The organism is Pararhizobium sp. A13 (assembly GCF_040126305.1).
Classification (GTDB): Bacteria; Pseudomonadota; Alphaproteobacteria; order Rhizobiales; family Rhizobiaceae; genus Pararhizobium.
In genome coordinates, this window is the sequence record NZ_CP149511.1 from 1,376,214 (window position 1) to 1,394,703 (window position 18,490).

An 18,490-nucleotide genomic window follows, 5' to 3' on the forward strand; every position below is an offset into this window, starting at 1 on the left:
ACGGGGAAAATGATGTTTTCACACGCCCGCAAGGACTTCGGTCCAGATTTTGTGTTCGGTGTCGCGATGGCGGCCCATCAAATCGAAGGCGGACAGGCCGACGGCAGGGGCTCATCCATATGGGACAGCTTTGCCGCCACGCCTGGCAATATCAAGAACGCTGAAAACGGCGCGGTTGCCTGCAACCACTATAACCGATGGGCGGAAGATCTCGATCTTATCCGGGACGGCGGGTTTGACGCTTACCGGTTTTCATTTTCCTGGTCCCGTCTCATTCCAGACGGCACAGGAGCCCTGAACGAAGCAGGGTTCGACTTCTACGACCGCCTCATCGACGGCATGCTGGAACGCAATATCAAGCCATTCGCGACGCTCTATCACTGGGATCTTCCCAGCGCCCTTCAGGACAGGGGCGGTTGGATGAACAGGGATACACCCGGTGCTTTTGCGGACTACGCCACGCAGATCACGCGGCGTTTCGGTGATCGGCTGGCCACCACTGCGACCCTCAATGAGCCTTGGTGCATCACGATATTGAGCCATTTTCTCGGGATACACGCACCGGGCTATCGCGACATCCGTGCTGCATCCCGGGCGATGCACCATGTCTTGCTCGCCCATGGCCTGGGCATCGACGCCATGCGCGCCGAGGGCGGCAAAAATCTCGGCATCGTGGTGAACATGGAAAAAGCTGAACCGCTCACTCAGGCCCCGCAGGACATTGCGGCCGCTGAACTCGGCGACGCAATCTTCAACCAATTTTTCCTCGATGGCGTCCTGAAAGGACAGTATCCGAAGCTCGTCACCGACAGAATCGAGCAATATCTGCCCGCAAACTGGCAGAGCGATCTCGATTTGATTTCCCCTCGATTGGACTGGATCGGTCTCAATTACTATACCCGGTCCCTCTATCGATATGATCCCACCGTACCGGTGTTCCCGTTCGCTCAGTCCAGAGGCGAACTCGAAAAGAACGACCTTGGCTGGGAAACCTACCCACAAGCGCTGACGGAGTTTCTCAAGCGCGCCTCCGATCGCTACCCCGGGTTCCCGATCTATGTCACCGAGAACGGCATGTCGGAGAGTGATGACGGCAAGCGCATCGATTTCTTCGACAAGCATTTCGGCGCTATTCGCGATGCGCAGGCGCAAGGGGTCGATGTTAGGGGTTACATGGCCTGGACTTTGATCGACAACTTTGAATGGGCTGAAGGCTACAGCGCAAAGTTCGGCATCGTTGCCATGGACCCGGTCACGCGAAACAGGGCGCCCAAAGGCAGCTATCGGGCGTTTCAGAAAATGCTTGGCAGATGATTTTCGTGTGATGAGGCATCGGCGCACATCGACAGCGCTCATCCTATTGTCCTGTCTCATCGTCTTCTCCTCGATTTGAAGACCCATCGCGGTCCGTCACGGCGGTCGAAGCGCGAAGGCCGGTTACGGCGCACTGGTTGGCGACATTCGAGGTTTCAGAGGATGAGATCCGGGACCGACCGCATGGACGTGACATGCGCACACAACAAAGCCGGCGCCCTTGCAGCCCGACCGCATCAATCGGAACGAGAGCGGGGCCGAAGCCCCACCGTCGTCCTGTTCGAATGCTGCCATCTGGGCAGTGGCCGCATTTCTGAGAACGTGGGCCTGCAGGCCCATGTCGGCGGCGAATTCGCGTTTGCGCTGGGCGCGGCTGTCGAACCCGACAGGACCTTCAGGATTTTCGTCGCGATAGTCGTTGGAGAGTTTGGCGGTGAGGTCGCGGGCTTCTGTCACCGAGCGGCTGTGCTGGAAAGTCTCCACCGTTTTTGCGATCTCGGGATCATCGGCCGGGTCGCCGTCCGGCTGATAGCCGAATTGCCACAGAAGGAAGTCGCTTGCCACCCGGCCCTGGTCACGCTGGAGATCAACACCAAGGCCATATTACTCCTCACTGGCCCATGGTATGATTTCAGGTCTGGCGAAATGCGCGCCGCTGGCATAGCGGCTGGCGATTGCCGGCAGGCGGGCCCGCTGCGCAGTTTGTGGGCACCGCTCTCGTGTGCCAAATTGCGGTATCAAGGCGGAAGGCTTTTCCATGCACCGCATCCTTGCCGTCGCTGTTGTCGCGCTTGCAGCCGTGGTTGGTTACTCCGCGCAGGCCGAGGTGCTGGTCGGAGTTTCCGCCGCGATGACAGGACGGCTCGCCTGGATCGGTGAGCAGGGCCAGCGTGGCGCAGAGATGGCGGTTGCCGATCTCAATGCGACGGGCGGCGTGCTCGGCCATCAGGTGCGGCTCATCACCGTCGACGACTTCTGTGATCCCGAGCAAGCAGTGGCCGCCGCCGAAAAGCTCGTGGCTGATGGTGTCGTGCTCGTCGTCGGGCATTACTGTTCTGGAGCCTCGATCCCGGCATCGAAAGTGTACGAGGCGGCGGGAGTTTTGCAGATTTCGCCAGGGTCGACCAATCCGCTGTTGACCGAACAAGGCCGTGCCAACGTGTTCCGCGTCATTGGTCGCGACGATGCGCAGGGGGTCGTGGCCGGCAACTACCTGGCCGATCATTGGGGCGACAAGAAGATTGCGATCCTTCACGACGGCACCACGTATGGCAAGGGTCTTGCCGATGAGACCAGAAAGCAGTTGAAGAAGCGGGGTGTGGCCGAGGCGATCTATCAGGCGTACACGCCTGCGAAGAGCGACTATTCGGCTGAGATCGCTGCACTAAAGGCTGCGGATGTCGCCGTGGCGTATGTTGGCGGCTATCATGCCGAGGTTGCGCTGATTGTTCGTGGCGCACGTGACCGCGGCGACACGGTTCAGCTCATCTCCGGCGATGCCCTGGCGACCGAGGAATTTGCCCTGATCGCCGGTCCCGCCGCCGAGGGAACTCTCTTTACGTTCTCCGCGGACGCACGGCGAAATCCCCAAGCGGCCCCGGTGGTGGAGCGGTTCCGTGCAGAAAATTTCGAACCCGCAGGCTATACGCTGCTGAGCTACGGCGCCGTTCAAGCCTGGGCGCAGGCGGTCAAGGAAGCCGGTTCGCTGGACCTGCGCGAAGTCATTACGTCATTGCGCACCCATCAATTCGATACCGTGCTGGGCCGTATCGACTTTGACGACAAGGGCGACCTCACGGTCCAGAGCTGGGTATGGTATATCTGGAAGGATGGCGAATACGTGCCATTGAAATAACACAACGCTGATCACTGCGGATCGCGTTCGAGAAAAAAGCTGTGCGGGCCATGTTGACCACATCAGCCGGATCGATGGGTCGCCGCGATGTTTGAACGTCTCGGCATACGTGGCCGGTTACTCTTCGCTTTCTTTGGGATCAGCACCTTCGCGGTGCTCGCGACCGCCGCGGCCGTGTATGCCTTCCTCCAGGTGGGCGAGGTCGTCGAGCGGATCACGGATCGCCGGGTTCCGTCCGCGCTCGGATCGCTCGAAGTCTCCCGCCAGGCTGAGCGGGTCGCCGCCACAGCACCGGCCGTCCTTGCTACCACCAGCACGGTTCAGCACAATGAGGTCTCGGCTGCGATCGGAGCGGAGATGGCGCGCCTCGAAGATTTGCTCGCCGCGCTCAAAGGCACCGCGGTAAACGCGGCGGCCGTAGCTGAGATCGAAGCCGCGGTGATCGGCCTGCGGCGCAATCTCAAAGCTCTCGACGATCTTGTCGCCGCTCGCCTCACCGTGGTTGCACGCAAAGAGGAACTCCTGCGCCGTTTGTCAGCGACGACAACTGCAAGCGAGCGTCTCGTGGCGCCCGGCATTCTGGTGATGAACTCGAAGGTCCCCCAGTGGCGTGCAATCGTGGCGGATGCCGCCGCGCCACCGACGCGCGCGCGACAGCGACGACAGACCTTGCGCAGGCAATCTCCTCCTACATACCGCAACAGAAGGCGCAACGGGAGATTTCGGCGATCAACGAAGCGCTGCTCAAGGCGGCGATAGCGCCGACGCCCGGCGATCTGGAGCTGATGTCCTTTCCGTTGCGCCGCTCGGTCGACTCCCTTGCGGCGGTGACGCCTGAGATAGATGAGAAGCTGCGGACGCGGTTCCGCCAGCGCGTTGACGAGTTCGAGGGGCTGATCGACGGTTCGACGAGCATCCCAAAGGCGCGCGAAGAAGAGCTCGCAGTGCTCGCAAAGGGCGGGAAGCTCTTGGCGGAGAATGATCAGCTGTCGCACAATTTAACCGGTGCCGTGAACCGTCTCGTAGCCGCGGCCAACCGCGACATCTCCGAGGCTGGCCGCGAAGCAGCAACCGTCCAGCACTTTGGTACCGGAGTTGTCCTTGGCTCAGCTGTCCTGAGCCTACTCAGTTCAGTTCTGGTCGTTTGGCTGTATGTCGACCGCAGTCTTCTCGCTCGTCTGGCGGGCTTGAGCCAAAGCATGCTCGCCATCGCCGGTGGCAATCTTCGGGCGCCACTGCCTGCCACGGGCCGCGACGAGATCGGTCGCATGGCCAAGGCACTTCGGCTGTTCCGTGACACTGCGGTCGAGGTCGAGGAAAAAAATCTGCGCGAGGTCGCCGAAGCGCGCCAGCGACTCGTCGATGCAATCGAGAGCATCTCCGAAGGCTTCGCCCTATACGATGCTGAGGACCGACTTGTCCTGTGCAACAGCCGCTACAAGGACATCCTCTATCCCGACATAGCCGATGCCGTGGTGCCGGGCGCGCAATTTGAGACGATTGTCCGCAAGGCCGTGAAACAGGGCCTCGTCGAGGATGCGAAAGGCCAAGAGGAGGAATGGCTCGCCGCGCGGCTTGAGGCACATCGCAATCCTAAGCAGACGCTGGTTCAACATCGCAGCCACGACCGCTGGGTTCAGGTTAATGAGCGACGCATTACCGGCGGCGGCACGGTCGCGGTCTACACAGACATCAGCAAGCTCAAGCGGCACGAGACGGAGCTCGAGATCGCGCGGGACGTGGCCATGGCGGCGACCCAGGCCAAGAGCAAGTTCCTTGCCAGCATGAGCCACGAGTTGCGCACCCCGCTGAACGCCATCTTGGGCATTACCGAAATGCTGCAGGAAGATGCCAACGAAGCTGGCCAAGGCGAATTGATCGAACCGCTTGGACGGGTCGCGGGAGCCGGCAAGCATCTGCTCAAGCTTATTAACGAGGTGCTCGATCTGTCCAAGATCGAGGCCGGCCGCCTGGAATTGCATATCGAGGCATTCGATATCGCAGGTATGGTTCAAGATGCCGCGACAACCGCGCAGCCACTTGCACAGAAAAACCGCAACCGGCTCATCATCCACCGCCCGGATGACATTGGCAGCATGCGCGCCGATCCGCTTCGGGTTCGTCAGATCCTCCTCAACCTGCTGAGCAATGCATGCAAGTTCACGGAAAATGGCGAGGTGACAATTGCGGCGACGTGGGCGAAGGTTGATGGAGCCGAGGGCGTGTTGTTTACGGTTGCCGATACCGGCATCGGCATTACGCCGCAGCAGATGACGAACCTGTTCCAGGAGTTTAGCCAGGCCGACAGTTCCACTACCCGCAAGTACGGCGGCACCGGACTTGGGCTTGCCATCAGCCAACGCCTGTGCCGCGCAATGGGTGGCCACGTCACCGTGGACAGCACTCCTGGCGTCGGCACCAAGTTCACCGTGTGGCTGCCGTCGGCGATCGAGGCGCCTCCCACGCTGGCACAGCCGCCGATCCCTGGCGTCGCCGCTGACGATCATGTTCGCCTCGTCTCGAACGTGGTCCTCGTCGTTGATGACGATGAGGCGGTGCGGGACCAGATGCGCCGGTTTCTGGTCCGCGAGGGCTGCGATGTGGTGACGGCCAAGGACGGTGCAGAAGGCCTTAAACTGGCACGGCAACTGAAGCCAGCACTCATCACCCTTGACGTGCTGATGCCGGGCTGCGACGGCTGGAGCGTCCTGCAGGAACTGAAGGCGGATCCTGAACTCGCGACTATCCCCGTCGTGATGCTCACCATGGCCGACGAGAGGAACCGGGGGTACACGCTCGGTGCCGCCGATTACATGGTTAAGCCGATCGAGCGCGATACGCTGCGGAAACTCATTGCGAAATTCTGGTCCGGCGCGTCTGGCTCAGCGCTGCGGGTTCTGATCGTCGAGGACGATGAGAACACGCGTCAGCAATGGCGGCGCATATTGAGCACAGAGGGTTGCGACGTGGACGAGGCCGAGAATGGCCGGTTCGCGCTGGAACGTCTCATCCACGCGCTTCCGGACCTCATCATTCTAGATCTCATCATGCCGGAAATGGACGGCTTCGAGTTCCTTGTCGAATTGCGCAGACAGCCTGCCTTCAAGGCGGTGCCGGTCGTGGTCGTGACGGCGGCGACCCTCAGCAAGGAAGATCACCGGCGCCTCAGCGGTGGTGTCGAGCGCGTGCTCGCCAAGACCGCCTTCAGCCACGACGAGCTTCTTGAGGAGCTGCGCAAGACGGTTGCACTATACGTTCTCAAACGAAACTCGCCTGACAAGGATCGCCATCGTGTTTAGGATCCTCTACGTCGAAGACAATGAGGACAACATCTACATGCTGTCCGCGCGGCTCAGACGCAAAGGCTACGAGGTAATCGTCGCCACGGATGGCGATCAGGGTGTGGCGCGTGCGCGATCGGACGCACCGGCGCTGATCCTGATGGACCTGAGCCTTCCCGTCCTTGACGGCTGGGAGGCGACAAGACGTCTCAAGGCATTGGCTGAGACACGCGATATTCCCGTGATTGCGCTCTCGTCGCACGCGATGGCTGGCGACCGCGAAGCAGCAATGGCAGCCGGGTGCGATGACTTCGATACCAAACCCGTCGACCTCGCGCGCCTGCTTGCAAAGATCAAGGCCCTACTCCCAAAGGGGTCGATGCCATGAGCGAGGTTGGACCTGCTCTGCTCGTCGTCGATGATAACGATGACAATCGCTTTACGCTGACCGAGCGGTTGAAGCGAGAAGGCTACGGCACCGTGGTATGCGCCAGCAATGGACGCGAGGCGCTCGAGCTGCTGGCGACGAGGCCATTCGATCTCGTACTGCTCGACATTACGATGCCGGAAATGGACGGCTACCAGGTGCTCGAGCAGGTCAAGGCCGACACAACGCTGCGCAACATTCCGGTTGTCATGATATCGGCGGTCGATGAAATCGACAGTGTGGCGCGCTGCATCGGCCTCGGCGCTGAGGATTATCTCGCCAAACCGTTCAACGCGGTTCTTTTGCGTGCGCGTGTGGCCGCCTGCCTGGAAAAGAAGAGGCTGCGCGACCAAGAGGCGGTGTACACGCAACAGATTGAAAACGAAAAGCGCCGAGCAGACGAGCTTCTGTACGCCATGCTGCCCCCCGGCGCCGTGCGCGAGCTCAAAGCGACCAATGAGGTCCGCCCCCGTCGCTACAACGAAGTCGCGGTGCTATTTTGCGATATCGTTGGCTTCACGGCCTACTGCGACGAGAATTCGCCGGAGAAGGTGGTGGAGGATCTCCAGGCGCTGATCGGCGAATATGAACGAATCGTGCGTCAGCATGAGATGGAGAAGATTAAAACGATCGGCGACGCCTTTATGGCGACGGCCGGCCTGTTCAATACCATGCCAGATCCGGTTTTTGCCAGTTTGCAATGCGGTCTCGACATGGTGAAGGTATCACGCCGCATCGAACCCAAATGGGAGGTTCGGGTCGGCGTCCAGTTCGGGCCTGTCGTGGCGGGTATCATCGGGCACCGACAATACGTGTTTGACCTGTGGGGCGACACAGTAAATATGGCCTCCCGGATCGCAGCCCATGCTCGTCCTGGAACTGTAGCGACCAGTGGGGCCACCTGGCATCGCGTTCGCGAACGAGGCCGCGGGCACTCCCTGGGCTTCGTGGACATCAAGGGCAAGGGTCGGATCGAACTCATCGAATGCCAGGAACTGAGGGAACCGGAACAATCCTAGAAGCACTTGCCATTGCCATTGCCGGAATCTGACATTCGCGGAGCCGTCACCAGACGATCAGCTCGCTTTAGGCGAAGGAGCGCAGGCGCCGCAGCGGACGGGACACTGTCGGAAAGCACCCTGCGGCTACTTCCTTTTTGGATAAGGGAACCTCGCCGCGCGTGATTCGTTATCAGTCTCGAAGGAGGTGCGCCATGGAAGCTACCTGGATGCTCGCCTTGCTTATTGGAGCCACGATCATTGGCTCTTCGCTCGCCTACGGCGTGTTTATCAACCGGCAATGCAATGCCCAAATGAGGCCGACCAAGCAGGACAGGATTGATGAGATGTCCTGGCGAGAGGAACTCCTCGGTGACTAGATGTCTGTCGTGTGACATAGTGCGAAGATGACAGCGCGGGAAGTCCTGATACTGATAGTCAGCGCGTTCTGAGTGGTCGCATTGCTGCTCATTTACAACGGCTATTACACTCCGGTTTCACAAAGCGACACAGTCTACGCTGGTCGGGCCCTTCCGCGTTGCGGACCACCGCGCGAACAGGATCTGTGATGTGAGCGCCGGGCTGCCTGGCATAGGCCGAGCGAGGAAATGCGGCACGGTACTGGTCGTTGCAGAACACCAGCCTGCCCTCGGGATTGAACATGGCAAGCCCGTCCGACATTTCTCTCATAGCTTGTGAAAGCACGTTCCGGCTATCAAGGGCCCTCCTGTACCAAGCGCTTTTTCTCGGTTACGTCACGGGTCACGCCCGCGAGCCCGAACAATGCGCCCTGACGATTTCGCAACGGCACCTTTGACGTCAGGAACCAGCGCTCTTGACCATCCTCTTCGTGAAAGGGTTCTTCGAAGTCTACCAGCGGCTGTCCGCTCGACATAATCGCCTGCTCGCGATCGAAAAAGGTTTGAGCCATTTCGCGGGGGTAGAGATCGAAGTCCGTGAGGCCAACCATCTCAGACGACTTCGTGCGGCCATGTTGATGCGCGACATTCAGGTTGGTGACTGGAATGCCGAGCGCTGCGAGTGGGAGTGCGGCCAGACACGATGAAGGCGCAAGAAACATAATCCCTACGCCTTCAAATTCGGTCTACCGAACGGAGCGTGCCTTATTGCAATCAGCTTGCAATCAGCGCTGAGCGACTGTTGACCTCCTCAGCGGAGCTTCACGTTGGCGTGCTGGTTGGCGGCATCCGTGTCGGTGGCCGGCGTCTGGGTGTCGTGACCGGTGAACGGACTTCCCTGACCGGGTGCCGAGGTCCCGCTGTGGCCGGCACTGTTGGTCGTAAAGGCGTGCGTCGTGGACGACGCCGTGCCGCCGGACTTCAATCCATGCTGTTGCGCCTGGAAAAGGTGGTCGTCCGCCTGGGCAAGGGCGCAGGAGGAGATCAGAAAGGCCGCCGACGCGGTCATCAAGGTGTGCATCTTCATCACAAAACTCCTTTTGTTTTCTGCCCCACACGTACGACACACCAGCTGCCGCCGATATTCCCCGATTCCCATCACATCGTCGTGAGCCGCATCCTGAAGAACGATCACATCGGCTCCGACGTCGAGGATAGGTATCGGCCCTGATTGGCCCTGCTAGACTGATTGCGAAGGAGTTGTTCGCGCAGGACGACCCGACGGGACCGCAACACTGCTGCGGCTGCGGCGAGCCATTCGGCAGCTACTACCGGCCCGACGCCGGAGATTGCCATAATGCCCAGACCAGTTGAATGCCCCCAGCACCGATGCCCGCCCCAGTGCCCGCACCCTCTGCCGCCGCTGTCGCTTCGAACACGTTGATGAGCGCCCCCCCAACGGAGAAACCCCAGGAAGACCTTGGAGAATTGTTAGATCACCCCCTCAAAGACGTCTAGCTCGCTGATTTACAGGGGCGTACGTTAGATGCCGAGCGCACCCTATCAAAAACCGGCCGCGGGATGCGCGGCCGGTTTTTCAGAGTTTGAATTGTGACCCGGAAGCCTTACGCCGCGGTAGCGGACTTGACGGCAGCTATCGCCTTCGCGACCGGCGCTTCGTAGGGCTTGTAGGCGTCCTTGGCGAGATTTGCATACAGTTCGCCGATCTTCGTGGCTTCGGCGATATAGCCTTCGTAAGCAGACTTCACATATTTGGTCTGCAGTTCGAAAGCAGCTTCGACGCTCTTGACGGTGCTGATCTTCTCGATGTGAGCAACGCTGTCTTCAAAAGACTTCTTGGAATAGTCGGCGGCTTCGGTGGCGATCGCCTCAAAAGCCTTTGTCACCGCTGCATAGCTCTTGAAAACCGTATCCATCGTCTCTTTGCTTTTCTTGTTTGCATCTTCGAAATTGAACATCAGGCTGCTCCTCTTTTGACGCCTTGCAACGATATCACTTTATGTGCACCGCACAATAAAGTCAATGTATACGGCAATGCGATAAAGTACTTCCATTGCAACATCTTGATGAAAAATGGCGGAGGTGGAGCTTTTTTTCGCGGGAAAATAAATAAAAGAATAAACAAAAGTATGACTTTACTAACAAATAATTCCTTAATATTAGGAGCTGATCAAAAAGGATGAGCTCAACTGTAACGAGCGATTGGCGCTCGATGTGCAGTTCGCCATTGTTTGCCGAAAGCTCGGTATGTTCACGAGAGGCACCGATGCAACTCCATTTCCGCCGTTACGCCCTCGTGAGCAGGCTATCAGATCATAGGCAATCGCTCTTGGTCGCGGTTGCGCTGATCGGGCTTGTTGGCGGATTCGCGCTTCAATTCATGGACATGCCCTCTTCATCGCGACTCCTGTGGGGAAGCGCGACAGTTCCCATATTGGGCATGCTGCTTGTGACCGCCGGCAACTCCCTTTTTCGAGGCGACTTCGGCCTGGACCTGATTGCCGCTCTCTCCATGACCGTGGCCCTGGCGTTCGGCGAAACGCTGGCAGCAAACGTCGTTGCACTTATGTACGCTGGCGGACAAATGCTCGAAGCGTTTGCATCCGGCCGCGCGGCGCAAGAGATGACCGCATTGCTCGGGCGGGTACCGAAACGGGCAATGCGTTACAGCGGTGACCGACTTAACGAGGAGCCCATCTCCTCACTCGTTCCTGGTGACCGACTTCTGGTTCGACAGGGTGAGGTTATACCTGTCGATGGTTTGATCGTGTCGGGATCCGCCCTGCTAGATCAGTCGGCCCTGACCGGTGAGTCCCTCCCCGTCGAGCGCCGGCCGCGGGATGAAGTCCTGAGCGGCAGTACCTCGCTCGGTCGCGCCTTTGACATGCAGGTCCTCCGTCCGGCGGCCGAGAGCACCTATGCAGGTATCGTGCGACTGGTGGAGGCTGCGCAGAAAAGCAAAGCGCCGATGGCGCGCTTGGCTGATCGCTATGCCGTCGTCTTTCTCCTTCTGACGATTGGGTTGTCCGTCGCAGCATGGCTTCTGTCCGGTGAGCCCCGCCGCGCACTCCCCGCCGCGCACTGGCGGTCCTTGTTGTCGCAACCCCCTGTCCGTTGATCCTTGCCGTACCGATTGCTCTCGTCTCCGGCCTCTCCCGCTCTGCGAAAATCGGGGTATTGATAAAGGGAGGCGATGTTCTTGAGGCGCTCAGCCGCGTGCGTGTGGCTGTGCTCGACAAGACCGGCACATTGACCTTGGGCTCTGCGGAAATCGTGGAAATCCGTGCGGTTCAATGGGTCTCGGATGCGGAGCTTCTCCGGCTCGCAGCATCGCTGGACCAGGCGTCAAACCACGTGATGGCGGCAGCGCTCGTCGCCGCTGCCGGCAAGCGCGGGCTGCTACTCTCGTCACCCACCAATGTTCGAGAAGAAGCTGGCGCTGGGTTGGAAGGCCTCGTTGACGGAAAAAAGGTCATCATTGGAGGAAGCGGTTACGTTGTCGCCAACAGCAACGAGGGCGATCCGAGATCGTTCCGCTCAGATGTAAAACCGGGTCAAATGGTCGTGGCGGTAGCAATTGACGGCATCGTTGCCGGGATAATCGTCATGGCCGATCAAGTCAGAACGGACGCGTCCGCAGCCGTTGCCCGCTTCCGGGAAGCAGGAATTACAAAAATCATACTTGCAACGGGGGATCGTCTCGACGTCGCGTCTGTCATCAGCGATGGATTGGGAATTGATCAGGTTCTCGCAGACCTTACGCCGGAGCAGAAAGTGGGGGCCATTCTCGCCGCTCGTCGATCCGGTCCTGTGATGATGGTCGGTGATGGCGTCAATGATGCCCCGGCCCTGGCATCCGCCGATGTAGGTGTCGCCATGGGGGCACGCGGTGCGGCGGCCTCCTCGGAGGCCGCCGGTGTGGTCCTGCTCGTCGACAAACTTACACCTCTCGCACAGGCGATCGCGATTTCGCACCGGGCACTTGCGATTGCGCGGCAAAGTGTGATTGCCGGCCTCGGTCTGTCGTTAGCCGCAATGTTTCTGGCGGCTTTCGGTTACCTGCCTCCGGTCCAGGGCGCACTCCTGCAGGAGATCATCGATCTCACTGTCATCCTCAATGCAATGCGTGCGCTACGGTGAGTAGACCGCAAATCGCCTGCCGCGCTCGGTCGATCAAACGACGACCAACCTACCTTCGACCGCTGTGACGCCTGGCACGGACCAGGCAGCACTTTCTGCCGTGGTGCGTTCTCGCCATGTATTTACCTTGCCGTTCAACGTCACCTTTCCCCCCGAAACATCGACGTTAATGCCGTCTGCCTCAATCTCCGCATTCCGCGTGAGCGCGGTTTCGATGGAATTTTTGATGCTGGCAATGTCGATCCGCGGGCGGATCGACAACATATTGTTGACACCCGAAACGCCGGAGTTTGCACACCGCTTTTTCCGCTGCAGCGCTTGGAAGTGCCAGTCAACTTGACCCGATAGCGTCACACATCCCCTTTGAACATTGATATGAACTTTTCCGTCCGGAATGGCCACGTTCCACGCAATGATCTTCGCGGCGCGCCCGGCGATCTCGTCGTCTGCCGTCTTCTTGTCTTCGGGAAATCTGACTTCGATATCCTGCGCGATGGCGCGCACTCCCTTGATGTGTTGTACCACACGTTCAGTCATCGTCTTCTCCGCGTAGCTACCGACATGCCCGGTAAGCGTGACAACACCGTTGTCGACAGTGACACCGATGTGCTCGGCCTCGAGGCTTCCGGTGCGGGCCGGATGACGCCGGCCGGTTGCGCGACCGGCCAGCGTCATCGCGAAACGTCTTCAATGGATCATCAGTACCGGAATGTTCGCCGACTCGAGCATCGCTCTCGTGACGCCGCCGAAGATGCGTTCCCGCAGACGAGAGTGACTATAGCCCCCCATCACCATCAGATCAGCCGAAACGTCAAGCGCATGCTGATTGAGGACGTCGTCGACGGGTCGGCCGCCGCTTGCCAACCGGTCGACCGTGACCTCGATCCCATGCCGCGCAAGATAGGCGGCAATATCGGCGCCGGGTTCCTCTCCGTTTCTCGCGGAAGATGCCCGAGGGTCAACGAGGGTCACATGGACCTCGGCGTTCTTCATCATGTCGATCGCCTCGCGCGCTGCCCTGGCGGCTTCCAGGCGGGAGTCCCAGGCAAGGATGATCGTCCTGGGAGAAAGTGTCGGCTTGCCGCGTTTTGGAACAATGAGAACAGGTCGCGCAGACTTGAAGAGACAGCCGTCGATGGCACGCACCCGGAGTTCCGGGTCCAGTTTAAGGCCGGGCCCAAGGAGTGAGATGTCGGCATAGGAGGCACGCTCACCGATTTCCTCATCGGACCACGCAATCTCCGTGTAGATCGTATCGACGTCGAAAGATATGCCGGTTTGGGCAAGTAAGGCCTTGGCATCTTCCGCCCGTTCGTCAAGTTTTGCAATTTCGCGGCTGCGCTCATCGAGCCAGTCAACCGACACGGCGGCAGCATATTCACCAATCGGTGGCGATGCCGACAACGCGACGACCAAGGCGGAGAGATGCGCGCCGGCGGAAGCGCATAGCTCTGCCGCTGCCCGCAGATCATCGTCGGACTGATGAATCCCAGTCACGCTGAGAACGGTTTTATAGCTCATTGAAATGTCCCTTTCGAAGATCATTGAACTGTGAGTTCGCAGCTTAGGCCTTACCGCCGCGTTCACATTGATCTCCGTCAAGGATGTCCGCGCGGTTGGTCAGGAAGAGCGCCTCATCGAGCAGCACTCGCTCGGCAGCGCCATCGAGGTCATCGTACTGGCCGCTTCGCAGTGCCCATAGAAAGGAAGCAAGACCCATAGCGCCGAGGAAAAGCGCTATCGGAAGGAGATAGATCAAGGTTGCCATTATAGTGGCACCTCTTTTTTGGGCGACGAATGCTGGCGAAAAGTACGCGCAGACATCGTATGTCCCTTGCCGGATCGCAGCCGCAGTGCATTACCGATGACCAGCAGCGACGAACCACTCATGGCAATGGCCGCAATCAGCGGCGTGACGAAGCCGAGGATGGCGATCGGCACTGCGATCAGATTGTAGATGACGGCCAGCGCGAAGTTCTGTCTTATGAGCCGGTCGGCGTTGCGGGCGATCTGCAGCGATAATGGCACCGCCATCAGACTGTCCCGCAGGAAGATGAAATCGGCCGCGTTTCGGCCAATGTCCGCTCCTGTCGCGGGGGCCATGGAGACATGCGCCGAAGACAAAGCGGGCGCGTCGTTCAAGCCATCCCCGACCATCAGAACCTTGTTGCCCGCTGCGCGTAGTTGGTCGAGACGATCGACTTTCCCGCTGGGCATGACCGACGCATTGAACATGCCGATCGACAATAAATCGGCAACCTCTGCGACCGCCGACGCCTTGTCGCCGGAGAGAATCTCCAGCGACAGGCCAGTCCCGGCCAGTTCGCAAATGGCGACCTTTGCCCCCTCACGCAGGCTGTCGATACAATCGAATGACGCGCGCAGGGCGCCATCAACGGCAAACGCAGTTCCCGCCGATGAATTCGGAATTTCTCTCCCATCCAGCGCCCACGACGTTCGTCCGAGCCTGTAACGCCTGCCATCAAGCGTCGCCTCTATACCGAGACCCGGATGCTCGACCACATTCTCGTAGGTCACCGGCTGGCGTGAACGCCCGGAGAAAGCCGCATCGATCGCGACGGAAACCGGGTGACGGGAAAAACTGGCGAGACTTGCCGCCATTGCCAGGTCGTCTTCGTTCACGAAGGTCACGTCCCTCGGCCCCACCCGTCCCATGGTCAGCGTGCCGGTCTTGTCGAAGACGACCGTATCGATCTCGGCCAACCGCTCCATGGCCGAGCCGTCCTTGACCATGATGCCCTTTTCGAACAGGCGGCGGGCGGCGACCACCTGGACGATCGGCACGGCAAGGCCGAGCGCGCAGGGGCATGTGATGATCAGCACGGCGGTCGCGATCGTGACCGACAAGTGCCAATCTCCGGTGGCAGCCATCCAGCCGAGAAAGCTCAGGAGCGCGGCAAGGTGCACGACGGGGGAATAGAGCGCCGAGACCCGGTCGGCGATGCGCCGGTAGGCGCCCTTGCCCTGCTCGGCCGCCTCCATCAACCGCACCATCTCGGCAAGGAATGAATCTTTGGCCGCGGCGGTTGCCTCGATGGTGAGCGGGCCTGTGAGGTTTTGAACGCCCGCCAGCACGGCTCCACCCGGCTCGATGCGCTGCGATCCGCTTTCGCCCGTCACTAGCGAACAATCGAGATCGGAACGCCCCTCAAGCACGACCGCGTTCACGGGGATACGCTCGCCGGCAGCAACAAACAGCCGCATGCCGGGCTCGATATCGGCCAGCGGCAGATATCCGCGCCGGCCATCGGCACCGATGACCACGGCACCGCGCGGCGACAGGCGAATGAGACCGCTGACAGCGGCGCGCGCGCGGTCGCGCATGAGATGATCAAGCGTCCGGCCGATCAGAAGGAAGAACAGCAGCGAAACCGAGGCGTCAAAATAAGCGTGGTGCCCGTGGGTGATCGTCTCGTAGAGGCTCATCGAATAGGCGAGAGACACACCGAGCGAAATCGGCACATCCATGTTCATGCGTCCGTGCCGCAGGGCATTCCACGCCGAACGGAAGTAAATGCGTCCGGAAAAGGCCATGACGGGTGCGGCGATCAGGGCCGACAACCAGTGAAACAGGTCGCGTGTCGCGCCGTCGGCACCGGCCCACACGGATACCGACAGGAGCATGATATTGCCGGTCGCAAAACCGGCGACGGCGACGGCCGTGATCAGTTCGGCCAGGGTGCCGTCCTTCTCGATCGCAGGATCATCGGCAAGGTGAGCGGGATAACCAAGCCGGGCGAGCGTCGGGACGATGTCCGGAACATCGCCGCCGCGCCAGCTTACGGAGACGCGTTTGGTCGACAGATTGACACGGGCGCGTTCCACACCGAAAAGCCCGGACAGGCCGGTTTCGATGGCCTGAATGCAGGCACCGCAATGAACGGATGGCACGGAGAGATCAATCTGGCTCAGCCCATTGCCGAGTGCGCGGCGCGCCAGTAGAATCTCGTCATCGGAAGGACCGGCGCTTTTCGCCCGCTCGATGTCGAGCACCATGTCGATCGCCGGGGCGCAGCAGCTCATTGGATGCCTCCGTTGCTGATTGTGACGCGCCGTACCTCGGCATAGGGCCTCTCAAGGCCGATGTCGCTTTCGATCGTCACGATCCAGACGCCGTCGCGCAGGTCGTGGCGCCCGGAAAATCTCTCGCCATTTCCTGCCGTCAGGTCGATGGACCAGTCTGCGGTCTCATAGACGGGGTGGCGGAAAACGACGCGAACAGCCGTTGCCTGCACAGGTTTGCCCTTTGCGTCGGCCAACTCGTAGGCGACCTCGCCGTCACGCGCAGTCAGGGTACCTTTTAGCCCAAGTGCCAGTTGCTCGCGGCTTTCCTGGAGCCGGCGATTGAAATCCTGCCCCGCGACGTAGGAATTCTCGACAACCAGTCCGGACCAGGACGATCCGGCAAGCATAGCCATGGTCACGTTCACCACAATGATGGTCGCAAAGAAGGCGATCATGACGCACAGCATATGGATGCCGGTGAACGGTTGCCGTAGGTTGGTCTGTAGTTTCATCGCGCTTTCTCCGGTGCGTTGAAGGTCGCCTTGTAGTCCGCACGTTCCCCGGTGTTGTCTTCGATAGCCAATTCAAACTCCTGCGTGGATGCGAGCGCTTGCGCTGCAGGTTGCCGGACAAACACCCGGATGGTCTTCAGCCGGTCAGGCTCAAGATTGATGTCGAACGAGAGCCCCTCCGACCGGTCGCTGCCCAGCACCGACATCGATGCAGCCGGCAGATCACCCGCCAGGGAGAGCTTCACGCTGCGCTGCCGCGGCACCATATTGAGCAGCTTCAGCGTATAGCCGTTGCGAATGGAGCCATCGGACAACACGACGAACTGCGGATTGCGATCATGCAGGACGTTGAGCTCCAGCCGGTCGCGCGTGAGCAGCGCGTAGATCATGAGCACGCCTGCAGCACTCCAGACGCAGAGATAAATGAGGGTGCGCGGCTGCAAAAGCTTTCGTAGGTTCATATGCGCCACTTTGCCCGAGAGGCGGCCGTCCGGTTCCCGAACACGGACGGGATTGACCGGAGACGTTCCCCCGGCGGTTGCGAGCGCCATATTGGCATTGTAGTCATTAAGCGTCGTGTAGGAGATCAGTCCGCGCTCCTTGCCGAGCTTGTCCATCACGCCGTCGCAGGCGTCGACGCACAGGGCGCAGGTGATGCATTCGAGTTGCTGGCCTTCGCGAATATCAATGCCCATCGGACAGACCGCGACGCAGGCATTGCAATCAACGCAGTCGCCGATGCTTTCGCCGGCCGCTGCCATCTTCTTGGTGTGACGCGACCGCGGCTCGCCCCGCCAGTCATTGTAAGTGACTGTCAGAGAGTTTTCGTCGAGCATGGCCGCTTGAATACGCGGCCATGGGCACATGTAGGTGCATACCTGCTCGCGCATGAGCCCGCCGAAGACATAAGTGGTCGCGGTGAGGATCGCGACAGTGATATAGGCGGCGGGCACCGCCTGTCCGGCGACGAAATGGGCGACCAGTTGCGGCGCATCGGCGAAATAGAAGATCCATGCACCTCCAGTCGCCACCGCGATGCAGAGCCAGACGGTGTGCTTGAGGACGCGGACGGCCATCTTGCGCGGCGACCACGGAGCCGCATCGAGCTTGATCCGTGCGTTGCGATCCCCCTCGACGGCCCGCTCGACCACCAGGAACAGATCGACCCAGACGGTTTGCGGGCAAGCATAGCCGCACCAGGCGCGGCCAACCGTCGACGTGACGAGAAACAATCCTATGCCCGCCATGACCAGCAGGCCGGCCACGAAGAAGAATTCCTGCGGCCATATCTCGATGAAGAAGAAATAGAAGCGGCGGTTCGCCAGGTCAACCAGCACTGCCTGATCCGGTGCGAACGGACCGCGGTCCCAGCGCAACCATGGCGTCAGATAGTAAATGCCGAGCGTGATCGCCATGACGATCCATTTGAACCGACGAAAATCGCCCGAGGCGCGTTTGGGGAAGATCTTGCGGCGCGCTGCATAGAGGGGCTGGCGAATCCTGGCTGAATTTACGGCGTCCGCTTCCAGCTGAACGACTTCGCTTTGATCCTGCATC

Annotated in this window: 18 protein-coding genes and 2 pseudogenes; 9 read left to right on the forward strand and 11 right to left on the reverse strand. The window is 60.2% G+C overall.

Features of this window, described 5'->3' with window-relative positions:
* Nucleotides 1-12: 12 nt before the first annotated feature.
* Complete coding sequence (locus WI754_RS28155) at nt 13-1,314, forward strand: GH1 family beta-glucosidase (protein ID WP_349438028.1); 1,302 nt, start codon at nt 13-15, stop codon at nt 1,312-1,314.
* Between the two features lie 276 nt (nt 1,315-1,590).
* Here the strand turns inward: WI754_RS28155 and WI754_RS28160 are convergent.
* Nucleotides 1,591-1,782 (reverse strand): annotated as a pseudogene (locus WI754_RS28160) (hypothetical protein); the annotation flags it as partial.
* Between the two features lie 289 nt (nt 1,783-2,071).
* Here WI754_RS28160 and WI754_RS28165 point away from each other — a divergent pair.
* The 6 genes and pseudogenes from WI754_RS28165 (at nt 2,072) to WI754_RS28190 (ending at nt 8,255) form a co-directional block, all read left to right on the forward strand.
* Nucleotides 2,072-3,169 carry a branched-chain amino acid ABC transporter substrate-binding protein gene (locus tag WI754_RS28165; protein ID WP_341487258.1) on the forward strand — a complete coding sequence of 366 codons (1,098 nt, stop codon included), beginning with the start codon at nt 2,072-2,074 and terminating at the stop codon, nt 3,167-3,169.
* Between the two features lie 87 nt (nt 3,170-3,256).
* Nucleotides 3,257-4,950, forward strand: a pseudogene (locus WI754_RS28170) (PAS-domain containing protein); the annotation flags it as partial.
* 3 nt (nt 4,951-4,953) lie between these two features.
* Nucleotides 4,954-6,468 carry a response regulator gene (locus WI754_RS28175; RefSeq protein WP_341488032.1) on the forward strand — a complete coding sequence of 505 codons (1,515 nt, stop codon included), beginning with the start codon at nt 4,954-4,956 and terminating at the stop codon, nt 6,466-6,468.
* The gene (locus WI754_RS28180) at nt 6,461-6,838 is read left to right on the forward strand and encodes a response regulator (protein WP_341487259.1); all 378 of its coding nucleotides are present in this window, start codon (nt 6,461-6,463) and stop codon (nt 6,836-6,838) included. Before WI754_RS28175 ends, WI754_RS28180 begins: the two co-directional genes overlap by 8 nt.
* Complete coding sequence (locus WI754_RS28185) at nt 6,835-7,896, forward strand: adenylate/guanylate cyclase domain-containing protein (protein WP_341487260.1); 1,062 nt, start codon at nt 6,835-6,837, stop codon at nt 7,894-7,896. The genes WI754_RS28180 and WI754_RS28185 overlap by 4 nt, the downstream gene beginning before the upstream one ends.
* Before the next feature lie 194 nt (nt 7,897-8,090).
* A complete protein-coding gene (locus tag WI754_RS28190) occupies nt 8,091-8,255 on the forward strand; it encodes a hypothetical protein (RefSeq protein ID WP_341487261.1) in 165 nt (54 codons plus the stop codon).
* Between the two features lie 88 nt (nt 8,256-8,343).
* On the opposite strand, the gene WI754_RS28195 is transcribed toward WI754_RS28190, so the two are convergent.
* The 4 genes from WI754_RS28195 to WI754_RS28210 all read right to left on the reverse strand — a co-directional run bounded on the left by WI754_RS28195 (nt 8,344) and on the right by WI754_RS28210 (nt 10,213).
* Nucleotides 8,344-8,565, reverse strand: a complete 222-nt coding sequence (locus WI754_RS28195; protein WP_341488033.1) for a PAS-domain containing protein — start codon at nt 8,563-8,565, stop codon at nt 8,344-8,346.
* A 25-nt stretch (nt 8,566-8,590) separates the two neighbouring features.
* Nucleotides 8,591-8,956 (reverse strand): PAS domain-containing protein, encoded by a 366-nt coding sequence (locus WI754_RS28200; RefSeq protein ID WP_341487262.1) that lies wholly within the window; start codon nt 8,954-8,956, stop codon nt 8,591-8,593.
* Between the two features lie 89 nt (nt 8,957-9,045).
* Nucleotides 9,046-9,321 carry a hypothetical protein gene (locus WI754_RS28205; protein WP_341487263.1) on the reverse strand — a complete coding sequence of 92 codons (276 nt, stop codon included), beginning with the start codon at nt 9,319-9,321 and terminating at the stop codon, nt 9,046-9,048.
* A 538-nt stretch (nt 9,322-9,859) separates the two neighbouring features.
* Nucleotides 9,860-10,213 (reverse strand): phasin family protein, encoded by a 354-nt coding sequence (locus tag WI754_RS28210; protein ID WP_341487264.1) that lies wholly within the window; start codon nt 10,211-10,213, stop codon nt 9,860-9,862.
* A gap of 371 nt (nt 10,214-10,584) precedes the next feature.
* On the opposite strand from WI754_RS28210, the gene WI754_RS28215 reads away from it, so the two are divergent.
* Entirely contained in the window at nt 10,585-11,373 is a 789-nt protein-coding gene (locus WI754_RS28215) for a hypothetical protein (protein WP_349438029.1), read from the forward strand.
* Nucleotides 11,370-12,395 (forward strand): HAD-IC family P-type ATPase, encoded by a 1,026-nt coding sequence (locus WI754_RS28220; protein ID WP_341487266.1) that lies wholly within the window; start codon nt 11,370-11,372, stop codon nt 12,393-12,395. The genes WI754_RS28215 and WI754_RS28220 overlap by 4 nt, the downstream gene beginning before the upstream one ends.
* A gap of 33 nt (nt 12,396-12,428) precedes the next feature.
* On the opposite strand, the gene WI754_RS28225 is transcribed toward WI754_RS28220, so the two are convergent.
* The 6 genes from WI754_RS28225 to ccoG are packed head-to-tail and all read right to left on the reverse strand — an operon-like array spanning nt 12,429 to nt 18,489.
* Nucleotides 12,429-13,070 (reverse strand): BON domain-containing protein, encoded by a 642-nt coding sequence (locus tag WI754_RS28225; RefSeq protein ID WP_341487267.1) that lies wholly within the window; start codon nt 13,068-13,070, stop codon nt 12,429-12,431.
* Between the two features lie 12 nt (nt 13,071-13,082).
* Entirely contained in the window at nt 13,083-13,916 is an 834-nt protein-coding gene (locus WI754_RS28230) for a universal stress protein (RefSeq protein ID WP_341487268.1), read from the reverse strand.
* Nucleotides 13,917-13,959: 43 nt separating this feature from the next.
* Nucleotides 13,960-14,163, reverse strand: a complete 204-nt coding sequence (gene ccoS / locus WI754_RS28235) for a cbb3-type cytochrome oxidase assembly protein CcoS (RefSeq protein ID WP_341487269.1) — start codon at nt 14,161-14,163, stop codon at nt 13,960-13,962.
* A complete protein-coding gene (locus WI754_RS28240) occupies nt 14,163-16,439 on the reverse strand; it encodes a cation-translocating P-type ATPase (RefSeq protein ID WP_341487270.1) in 2,277 nt (758 codons plus the stop codon). Before WI754_RS28240 ends, ccoS begins: the two co-directional genes overlap by 1 nt.
* Entirely contained in the window at nt 16,436-16,933 is a 498-nt protein-coding gene (locus WI754_RS28245; RefSeq protein ID WP_341487271.1) for a FixH family protein, read from the reverse strand. The genes WI754_RS28240 and WI754_RS28245 overlap by 4 nt, the downstream gene beginning before the upstream one ends.
* Nucleotides 16,930-18,489, reverse strand: a complete 1,560-nt coding sequence (gene ccoG, locus WI754_RS28250; protein WP_341487272.1) for a cytochrome c oxidase accessory protein CcoG — start codon at nt 18,487-18,489, stop codon at nt 16,930-16,932. Before ccoG ends, WI754_RS28245 begins: the two co-directional genes overlap by 4 nt.
* Nucleotide 18,490: the final 1 nt, after the last annotated feature.

What these genes read in the sequence shown, in the direction of transcription:
- WI754_RS28190 (WP_341487261.1), top strand. Translation starts at nt 8,091, where the DNA reads ATGGAAGCTACCTGGATGCTCGCCTTGCTTATTGGAGCCACGATCATT.
- ccoS (WP_341487269.1), bottom strand. Translation starts at nt 14,163, where the DNA reads ATGGCAACCTTGATCTATCTCCTTCCGATAGCGCTTTTCCTCGGCGCT.
- WI754_RS28210 (WP_341487264.1), bottom strand. Translation starts at nt 10,213, where the DNA reads ATGTTCAATTTCGAAGATGCAAACAAGAAAAGCAAAGAGACGATGGAT.
- WI754_RS28175 (WP_341488032.1), top strand. Translation starts at nt 4,954, where the DNA reads ATGAGCCACGAGTTGCGCACCCCGCTGAACGCCATCTTGGGCATTACC.
- WI754_RS28185 (WP_341487260.1), top strand. Translation starts at nt 6,835, where the DNA reads ATGAGCGAGGTTGGACCTGCTCTGCTCGTCGTCGATGATAACGATGAC.
- ccoG (WP_341487272.1), bottom strand. Translation starts at nt 18,489, where the DNA reads ATGCAGGATCAAAGCGAAGTCGTTCAGCTGGAAGCGGACGCCGTAAAT.
- WI754_RS28245 (WP_341487271.1), bottom strand. Translation starts at nt 16,933, where the DNA reads ATGAAACTACAGACCAACCTACGGCAACCGTTCACCGGCATCCATATG.
- WI754_RS28155 (WP_349438028.1), top strand. Translation starts at nt 13, where the DNA reads ATGTTTTCACACGCCCGCAAGGACTTCGGTCCAGATTTTGTGTTCGGT.
- WI754_RS28225 (WP_341487267.1), bottom strand. Translation starts at nt 13,070, where the DNA reads ATGACGCTGGCCGGTCGCGCAACCGGCCGGCGTCATCCGGCCCGCACC.
- WI754_RS28230 (WP_341487268.1), bottom strand. Translation starts at nt 13,916, where the DNA reads ATGAGCTATAAAACCGTTCTCAGCGTGACTGGGATTCATCAGTCCGAC.
- WI754_RS28240 (WP_341487270.1), bottom strand. Translation starts at nt 16,439, where the DNA reads ATGAGCTGCTGCGCCCCGGCGATCGACATGGTGCTCGACATCGAGCGG.
- WI754_RS28205 (WP_341487263.1), bottom strand. Translation starts at nt 9,321, where the DNA reads ATGAAGATGCACACCTTGATGACCGCGTCGGCGGCCTTTCTGATCTCC.
- WI754_RS28165 (WP_341487258.1), top strand. Translation starts at nt 2,072, where the DNA reads ATGCACCGCATCCTTGCCGTCGCTGTTGTCGCGCTTGCAGCCGTGGTT.
- WI754_RS28195 (WP_341488033.1), bottom strand. Translation starts at nt 8,565, where the DNA reads ATGAGAGAAATGTCGGACGGGCTTGCCATGTTCAATCCCGAGGGCAGG.
- WI754_RS28200 (WP_341487262.1), bottom strand. Translation starts at nt 8,956, where the DNA reads ATGTTTCTTGCGCCTTCATCGTGTCTGGCCGCACTCCCACTCGCAGCG.